We start from the raw sequence: 7,429 nt of genomic DNA on the forward strand, positions 1-7,429 counted from the left end.
GGCAGCTCTTATTGGAGACTGCCGAATGAAAAAAATCTGTTGTGTGATGGCGGGGTGTGCGGTGTTGGCGATGTTGCCTCTGACTGCGTTTGCCTATCCGATCGATGTCAATAAACAGCTCAACGGTTTGAAGGTCGACTACAACGCCTATGACACGGACGCCGACATCGGCTCCATTCAGGTCAACAACTACGGCGACACCGACGTCACTTGCAAAGTGGTTTTCAATAACGGTCCGGAAGCGCCACGCACCCGCAAGATCGACGTACCCGCCGGCAAACACAAAAACGCCACGGCCAAGTTCACCCGCACCATCATCAAGCTTCGTATCGACCTGACTTGCACCCCGAAATGACCTCAAGCGGAGCATGTCGGCTGGGCATGCTTCGCTTATAAACGAATTTATCGATGCTTTATAGCAGTTATTTGCGCTTTTTCATCGATATGACTCTGTTTAACCTTCACTCCATCGACCTACAGCATTCTCAGATGGAGGCTACATCCCATGTCCCGCGTTCTGATCATCGAAAGCAGCGCCCGTCAGCAAGACTCGGTTTCCCGCCAGCTGACCCAGACCTTCATCAGCCAATGGAAAGCCGCACACCCGGCCGACCAGATCACCGTCCGTGACCTGGCCGTCAACCCGGTGCCGCACCTGGACATCAACCTGCTGGGCGGCTGGATGAAACCTGTCGAACAACGCAACGAGATCGAACAGGCCTCGCTGGAACGCTCCAACCAATTGACCGACGAACTGCTGGCCGCCGACGTGCTGGTGATGGCAGCGCCCATGTACAACTTCGCGATTCCGAGCACCCTGAAAGCCTGGCTCGACCATGTGCTGCGTGCCGGCGTGACCTTCAAATACACCGAAACCGGCCCGCAAGGTTTGCTCAGCGGCAAGCGTGCCTACGTGCTGACCGCTCGCGGCGGGATCTACGCCGGCAGCACCGCGGATCACCAGGAACCCTACCTGCGTCAGGTCATGGGCTTCATCGGCATCCACGACGTCACGTTCATTCACGCCGAAGGCATGAACCTGGGCGGCGACTTCCAGGAGAAAGGCCTGAACCAGGCCAACGCCAAACTGGCCCAGGTCGCCTGAGTCGTTAATCGCCAGATAATCGCTGGATGGTCTAGTGACCTGGCGCGACCCTTCAAGCCTGCACGCGCATCGAACCTCCCTTTGCACTTATTGCTCCTGAGTGCTCTAGCCCGATTGAACGCTTTAGCGAGATCGGGCTTTTTTTTGCCTGGGATTTAGTGGGCGCTGATGATTCTGTGGGACCGGGCTTGTTGTTGGCTGAGCGTTCGCGATAACGGGCAAAAACCGCTATCGTCGCCGCCATTCAAAACGAGGCGAGCATGGGCTATCTACTTTTTGTCACGCTGATCCAGGCGTTTTCCTTCAGTTTGATCGGCGAGTACCTGGCCGGTCATGTCGACAGCTACTTCGCGGTGCTTGTGCGAGTGCTGCTGGCGGGGCTGGTGTTCATTCCGCTGACACGCTGGCGTTCGGTCGAGCCGGCATTCATGCGCGGGATGTTGTTGATCGGCGCGCTGCAGTTCGGTGTGACCTATGTCTGTTTGTATTTGAGCTTCCGCGTGCTGACGGTGCCGGAAGTGCTGCTGTTCACCATCCTCACGCCGCTGCACGTGACCCTGATCGAAGACGCACTGAACCGGCGCTTCAATCCGTGGGCCTTGATCGCGGCATTGGTGGCCGTGGCGGGTGCGGCAGTGATTCGCTACGACCGGATCAATCCGGACTTCTTCATGGGCTTTCTGTTGCTGCAACTGGCCAACTTCACCTACGCCGCCGGGCAGGTGCTCTATAAACATCTGGTGGCCCGCCATCCGAGCGATCTGCCGCATTACCGGCGATTCGGCTACTTCTATCTGGGCGCATTGGCGGTGGCGTTGCCGGCATTTCTGCTGTTCGGCAAACAGAACTTCCTGCCCGAAGCGCCGCTGCAATGGGGCGTGCTGCTGTTCCTCGGCCTGGTCTCGACCGCGCTGGGCTTGTACTGGTGGAACAAGGGCGCGTGCCTGGTGAATGGCGGGACGCTGGCGGTGATGAATAATCTGCATGTGCCGGTGGGGTTGCTGATCAATTTGCTGATCTGGAATCAGCATGAAGAGTTGGGGCGGTTGTTGTTGGGTGGATCGGTCATTCTGGCGGCGGTGTGGATCAGCCGGTTGGGTGTACGCCAACCCGTCATTGCACACTAAACCGGGTTAATTCGGCGCCAACTGCGCCACCATAAACTCAATAAACGCCCGGGTCTTTTGTGGTACGCGACGCGAGGAAGGGTAAACCGCGTTGATGGTAATCGCTGGTGCCTGCCACTCGCACAGCACCGGCACCAGGCGGCCTGCCGCCAACGCGCCTTCCACAATGAAATCAGGCAACAGGGCGATGCCCATCCCGGCTTCGGCGGCCTGAGCGAGCAAGTCGCCGTTGTTGGCGTGCAACGGGCCGGAAACGTTGACCCGTTGCGTCTCCTTGCCATTGCACAACTGCAGGCTCACGCCGCTTTGCAGATACCCGTAATTCAGGCATTGATGCGCGCGCAAGTCTTGCGGGGTCCGCGGTATGCCTGCACGCGCCAGATAGGCGGGGGAGGCCACCATGATCCGCGGTGCCGGTGCCAGTTGCCGGGCGATCATGGTCGAGTCTGGCATGCTGGCGATGCGAATCGTCACATCGAAGCCGCCACGCACTGGATCGACCTGTTGATCGCTGAGCACCAGTTGAAGCTCGATGTTCGGATGCTGCTCATGGAACAGCGGAATCAACCGTCCAAGGCGATGCAGGCCGAACGACATCGGCGCATTCACCCGCAACACCCCACGTAGCTCGCCGATGCCGTCTCGAGCGCGCTGCTCGGCCTCGTCCAGCGCGGACAACACCTCCCGCGCCGCCTCGAAATACTCGGCGCCAGCCTCGGTCAAGTGCAGGCTGCGCGTAGTGCGCTGCAGTAATTGCACGCCGATTGCTTCCTCCAACGCCTGAATCTGTTTACTCACCTTTGATCGCGGCACGTCCATCGCGCGAGCGGCAGCTGCGAAGCCGTTCTCGCCAACCGTCACGACAAAGGCGCGCATGCATTCGATCCGATCCACGATTGTCCCTTTTTTAGAATCAATTATTCTCGATTTTAGGGAATTGTCCCTTTTTTATCTAGCCCGTAAAGTTACTTCCAAGCCAGCAAGCAAACAGCTTGAGGCAAGTGACTCACCCAATACTCATTAAACAAATCGACATCAAAAGGAACGCGCCATGTCTAACCGTGAATTGCTCAACCCAACCAACTCCGCCCTGATCCTGATCGACCACCAGCCGCAAATGGCGTTCGGCGTGCAGTCGATCGACCGTCAGACCCTGAAGAACAACACCGTGGGTCTGGCGAAGGCCGCGAAGATTTTCAACGTGCCGACGATCTACACCTCAGTTGAAACCGAAAGCTTCAGCGGCTTCATCTGGCCGGAGTTGCTGGCTGTTCACCCAGAGCAGAAGCCGATCGAGCGCACCTCGATGAACTCCTGGGAAGACAAGGCGCTGGTTGACGCGGTGAAAGCCACCGGCCGCAAGAAGCTGATCATTGCCGCGCTCTGGACTGAAGTCTGCCTGACCTTCCCGGCGCTGGAAGCCCTGGCTGAGGGCTACGAGGTGTACATCGTGACCGACGCGTCTGGCGGCACCACCAAAGAAGCTCACGACATGTCGGTGCAGCGGATGATTCAGGCAGGCGCGGTGCCGGTCACCTGGCAACAAGTGCTGCTGGAATACCAGCGTGACTGGGCACACAAAGACACTTACGAGGCGGTGATGGAACTGGTGCTGGAGCACAGCGGCGCGTATGGCATGGGCGTGGATTACGCCTACACCATGGTGCACAAGGCGCCGCAGCGTCAGGTCAAATAACACCGTTACCCTTGTAGGAGCATGGCTTGCCCGCGAAGGCGGAGTATCAGTCGATAACTATGTTGACTGACACTCCGCCTTCGCGGGCAAGCCATGCTCCTACAGGGGCGGTGTTTACATGATGTGTTTTTCCGGCTCCGGAATGTGGCTCGCGCCTAACATGGCCGGAAGCAATCCGGCCCTTAAATCCCCGCCACTCGGCTGCTGATAAAGACTCAATCCGAACTCCGGCAGTACCGCCAGCAGATAATCGAAAATATCCCCCTGAATCCGCTCGTAATCCGCCCACGCCGTGGTGCGGGTGAAACAATAGATTTCCAGCGGAATCCCCTGCGCCGTCGTCTGCATCTGCCGCACCATGCAGGTCATGTTCTGCTGAACCTCCGGGTGACTTTTCAGATACGCCAGCGCATAGGCGCGGAAGGTGCCGATGTTGGTCATCCGCCGACGGTTGGCCGCCATCGCCGCGACGTTGCCCTGGGCTTCGTTCCAGGCCTTGAGCTCGGCTGTCTTGCGGCTCATGTAGTCGGTCAGCAAATGCACCTGGGACAGTTTCTGCTCTTCATCATCGCGAATGAACCGTACGCCGCTGGCGTCGATGAACAGGCTGCGCTTGATCCGGCGCCCGCCGGACTGCTGCATGCCGCGCCAGTTCTTGAACGACTCGGACATCAGGCGCCAGGTCGGGATCGACACAATCGTCTTGTCGAAATTCTGCACCTTGACCGTGTGCAAAGTGATGTCTACCACGTCACCGTCGGCACCGACTTGCGGCATCTCGATCCAGTCGCCGACCCGCAGCATGTCGTTGCTGGTCAGTTGCACGCTGGCGACGAATGACAACAGGGTGTCCTTGTAGACCAACAGAATCACCGCCGACATGGCGCCCAGACCCGACAGCAGCAACAGTGGCGAACGGTCGATCAACGTGGCGACGATGATGATCGCGCCAAACACGAACAACACCATTTTCGCCAGTTGCACATAGCCTTTGATCGAGCGGGTGCGGGCGTGTTCGGTGCGGGCATAGATGTCCAGCAGGGCATTGAGCAACGCGCTGATGGACAGCACCAGGAACAGGATGGTGAACGCCAGCGCCACGTTGCCGAGGAAGTTCATGCTGGTCTTGCCCAACTCCGGCACCAGGTGCAGGCCGAACTGGATCACCAGCGATGGCGTCATTTGCGCCAGGCGATGAAACACTTTGTTGTGGCGAAAATCGTTGACCCAGTGCAACGCCGGCTGGCGGCCGAGCATTTTGGTCGCATGAAGAATGAGGTAACGCGCCACTCGTCCGAGCACCAGCGCCACCACCAGCAGCAACATCAGCGCGAGTGTGGAATGCAGGAGCGGGTGCTGATCAAGGGCACCCCAGAGGTCTTGGGCGTTGAGCCAGAGCTGTTTGATATCCATGGTTGAAAACGCTTCTTCTGTAGGGCGCGACGGGGCGATTAGAGCATTTAAGAGGTTGCGGATGACGTTTTGAGACAAATCAGGCAACAAAAAAGCCACTGTTTGCAGCCGTTTGTATAAAGAAACTCGGCCTTAGCGCTCGAAACCGTTACCCTATGCAGCTGTTTTTTTGTATTTCTTCGAGGTAGCACCCGTGTTTTCCCAATTCGCCCTGCACGAACGTCTGCTCAAAGCCGTGGCCGAGCTTAAATTTGTCGAGCCAACGCCTGTGCAAGCAGCGGCTATTCCGCTGGCGCTCCAAGGGCGTGATCTGCGGGTGACAGCGCAAACCGGCAGCGGCAAAACCGCAGCCTTCGTTTTGCCGATCCTCAACCGCTTGATCGGCCCGGCCAAAGTCCGCGTCAGCATCAAGACCCTGATCCTGCTGCCGACCCGCGAGCTGGCCCAGCAGACCATCAAGGAAGTCGAGCGCTTCGCTCAGTTCACTTTCATCAAGTCCGGTTTGATCACCGGCGGTGAAGACTTCAAGGTCCAGGCCGCCATGCTGCGCAAGGTGCCGGACATCCTGATCGGTACACCGGGCCGGATGATCGAGCAACTGAACGCCGGCAACCTCGACCTCAAGGAAGTCGAAGTGCTGGTGCTCGACGAAGCCGACCGCATGCTCGACATGGGTTTTGCCGAAGACGTGCAGCGTCTGGTGGACGAGTGCACCAACCGCCAGCAGACCATGCTGTTCTCCGCCACCACCGGCGGTTCGGGCCTGCGTGAGATGATCGCCAAGGTCCTGAACAACCCTGAGCACTTGCAGCTCAACGCGGTCAGCCAGCTGAACGACACCACGCGTCAGCAAATCATTACCGCTGACCACAACCAGCACAAAGAACAGATCGTGAACTGGCTGCTGGCCAACGAGACCTACCAGAAGGCCATCGTGTTCACCAACACCCGGGCCATGGCCGACCGTATCTACGGCCGCCTGGTGGCACAGGAATACAAAGCGTTCGTCCTGCACGGCGAGAAAGACCAGAAAGACCGCAAACTGGCCATCGACCGCCTGAAGCAGGGCGGGGTGAAAATCCTCGTCGCCACCGACGTCGCCGCCCGCGGTCTGGACGTGGAAGGCCTGGACTTGGTGATCAACTTCGACATGCCGCGCAGCGGCGACGAATACGTTCACCGCATCGGTCGCACCGGCCGCGCCGGCAACGATGGCCTGGCCATCTCGCTGATCTGCCATGGCGACTGGAACCTGATGTCGAGCATCGAGCGCTACCTCAAGCAGAGCTTCGAGCGCCGCACCATCAAGGAAGTCAAAGGCACCTACGGCGGACCGAAAAAGGTCAAGGCCTCGGGCAAAGCCGTTGGCGTGAAGAAGAAAAAGGTCGACGCCAAGGGCGACAAGAAGAAAACCGGCGCCAAGGCTCCGACCAAGCGCAAAATCGCCAACCGCCCGAAGACCGACGCCCTGTCGCTGGTCAGTAAGGACGGCATGGCGCCATTGAAACGCCGTAAGCCGGAAGCGCCGGCGGCTGAATAAAGCGTCGTAGCGATCCAATAAAAACCCGGACAGTGTCCGGGTTTTTTTACGTCAAAAGATCGGAGCTCCTGCACGGAATTGGCGTTCATCCCGGAGCTGCCGAAGGCTCGGGCCGCGATCGGACGATCTTTTGATCTTGCTGTTTAGCTCTCGGCTTTTTTCTCTGCGGACTACAGCGCCTTGGTGTTGTGAGCATTTTTCTACACCACATCAGGAAACGTCCTGCGCTCTCATCGGAAGCGCCCGATTTAGCCATTACAAGTCATCCCTTAACCTCCTCGAATGAATCCATTCATTGACGTCAAAATAGTGGCCATCTAATATCGCGCCACTATTGTGCTATCACTCTCCATTCGAGGGATCGAACATGTATCCACCCGCCCTCGTGGCGAGGTTGTGCCTGGCTTTGCTGTGCCTTTCTCCGCTGAATCTTGCTCACGCTGCCCCCACCCCCGGTGAAACCGATCTGATCCGCGAACGTCAGGATCGCTTGCTCGACGAGCAGCGTCGGCGTCTCGAGGAGCTCAAGGAATTACCCGGCAAGGCAG

At 58.4% G+C, this 7,429-nt stretch carries 7 protein-coding genes and 1 pseudogene; 6 read left to right on the plus strand and 2 right to left on the minus strand.

Annotated elements, in window-relative coordinates:
- The first annotated feature begins 25 nt into the window (after positions 1-25).
- The 3 genes from F475_RS24005 (at position 26) to F475_RS24015 (ending at position 2,232) form a co-directional block, all read left to right on the plus strand.
- Positions 26-355 (plus strand): hypothetical protein, encoded by a 330-nt coding sequence (locus F475_RS24005; protein WP_007934049.1) that lies wholly within the window; start codon positions 26-28, stop codon positions 353-355.
- Positions 356-505: 150 nt separating this feature from the next.
- Positions 506-1,105 carry an FMN-dependent NADH-azoreductase gene (locus F475_RS24010; RefSeq protein WP_019580787.1) on the plus strand — a complete coding sequence of 200 codons (600 nt, stop codon included), beginning with the start codon at positions 506-508 and terminating at the stop codon, positions 1,103-1,105.
- 260 nt (positions 1,106-1,365) lie between these two features.
- Positions 1,366-2,232, plus strand: a complete 867-nt coding sequence (locus F475_RS24015; RefSeq protein ID WP_019580786.1) for a carboxylate/amino acid/amine transporter — start codon at positions 1,366-1,368, stop codon at positions 2,230-2,232.
- A 6-nt stretch (positions 2,233-2,238) separates the two neighbouring features.
- Here the strand turns inward: F475_RS24015 and F475_RS24020 are convergent, their stop codons facing one another.
- On the minus strand, positions 2,239-3,126 hold the full coding sequence (locus F475_RS24020; protein ID WP_026286472.1) for a LysR family transcriptional regulator: 888 nt from the start codon (positions 3,124-3,126) through the stop codon (positions 2,239-2,241).
- Between the two features lie 157 nt (positions 3,127-3,283).
- On the opposite strand from F475_RS24020, the gene F475_RS24025 reads away from it, so the two are divergent.
- A complete protein-coding gene (locus tag F475_RS24025; RefSeq protein ID WP_007934054.1) occupies positions 3,284-3,928 on the plus strand; it encodes a hydrolase in 645 nt (214 codons plus the stop codon).
- A gap of 114 nt (positions 3,929-4,042) precedes the next feature.
- Here F475_RS24025 and F475_RS24030 read toward each other — a convergent pair whose 3' ends face one another.
- A complete protein-coding gene (locus tag F475_RS24030; RefSeq protein ID WP_018926727.1) occupies positions 4,043-5,341 on the minus strand; it encodes a mechanosensitive ion channel family protein in 1,299 nt (432 codons plus the stop codon).
- Positions 5,342-5,534: 193 nt separating this feature from the next.
- Here F475_RS24030 and F475_RS24035 point away from each other — a divergent pair, with 193 nt between their 5' ends.
- Together F475_RS24035 and F475_RS24040 are read left to right on the plus strand one after the other, a co-directional pair.
- On the plus strand, positions 5,535-6,881 hold the full coding sequence (locus F475_RS24035; RefSeq protein WP_007934066.1) for a DEAD/DEAH box helicase: 1,347 nt from the start codon (positions 5,535-5,537) through the stop codon (positions 6,879-6,881).
- A gap of 367 nt (positions 6,882-7,248) precedes the next feature.
- Positions 7,249-7,429 (plus strand): annotated as a pseudogene (locus F475_RS24040) (ShlB/FhaC/HecB family hemolysin secretion/activation protein); the annotation flags it as partial.

Source organism: Pseudomonas sp. URMO17WK12:I6, from assembly GCF_003253625.1.
Lineage (GTDB): Bacteria > Pseudomonadota > Gammaproteobacteria > Pseudomonadales > Pseudomonadaceae > Aquipseudomonas.

Excerpts from the sequence above, each read along its gene's own strand:
- F475_RS24025 (WP_007934054.1), top strand. The coding sequence starts at position 3,284 with ATGTCTAACCGTGAATTGCTCAACCCAACCAACTCCGCCCTGATCCTG.
- F475_RS24005 (WP_007934049.1), top strand. The coding sequence starts at position 26 with ATGAAAAAAATCTGTTGTGTGATGGCGGGGTGTGCGGTGTTGGCGATG.
- F475_RS24010 (WP_019580787.1), top strand. The coding sequence starts at position 506 with ATGTCCCGCGTTCTGATCATCGAAAGCAGCGCCCGTCAGCAAGACTCG.
- F475_RS24030 (WP_018926727.1), bottom strand. The coding sequence starts at position 5,341 with ATGGATATCAAACAGCTCTGGCTCAACGCCCAAGACCTCTGGGGTGCC.
- F475_RS24015 (WP_019580786.1), top strand. The coding sequence starts at position 1,366 with ATGGGCTATCTACTTTTTGTCACGCTGATCCAGGCGTTTTCCTTCAGT.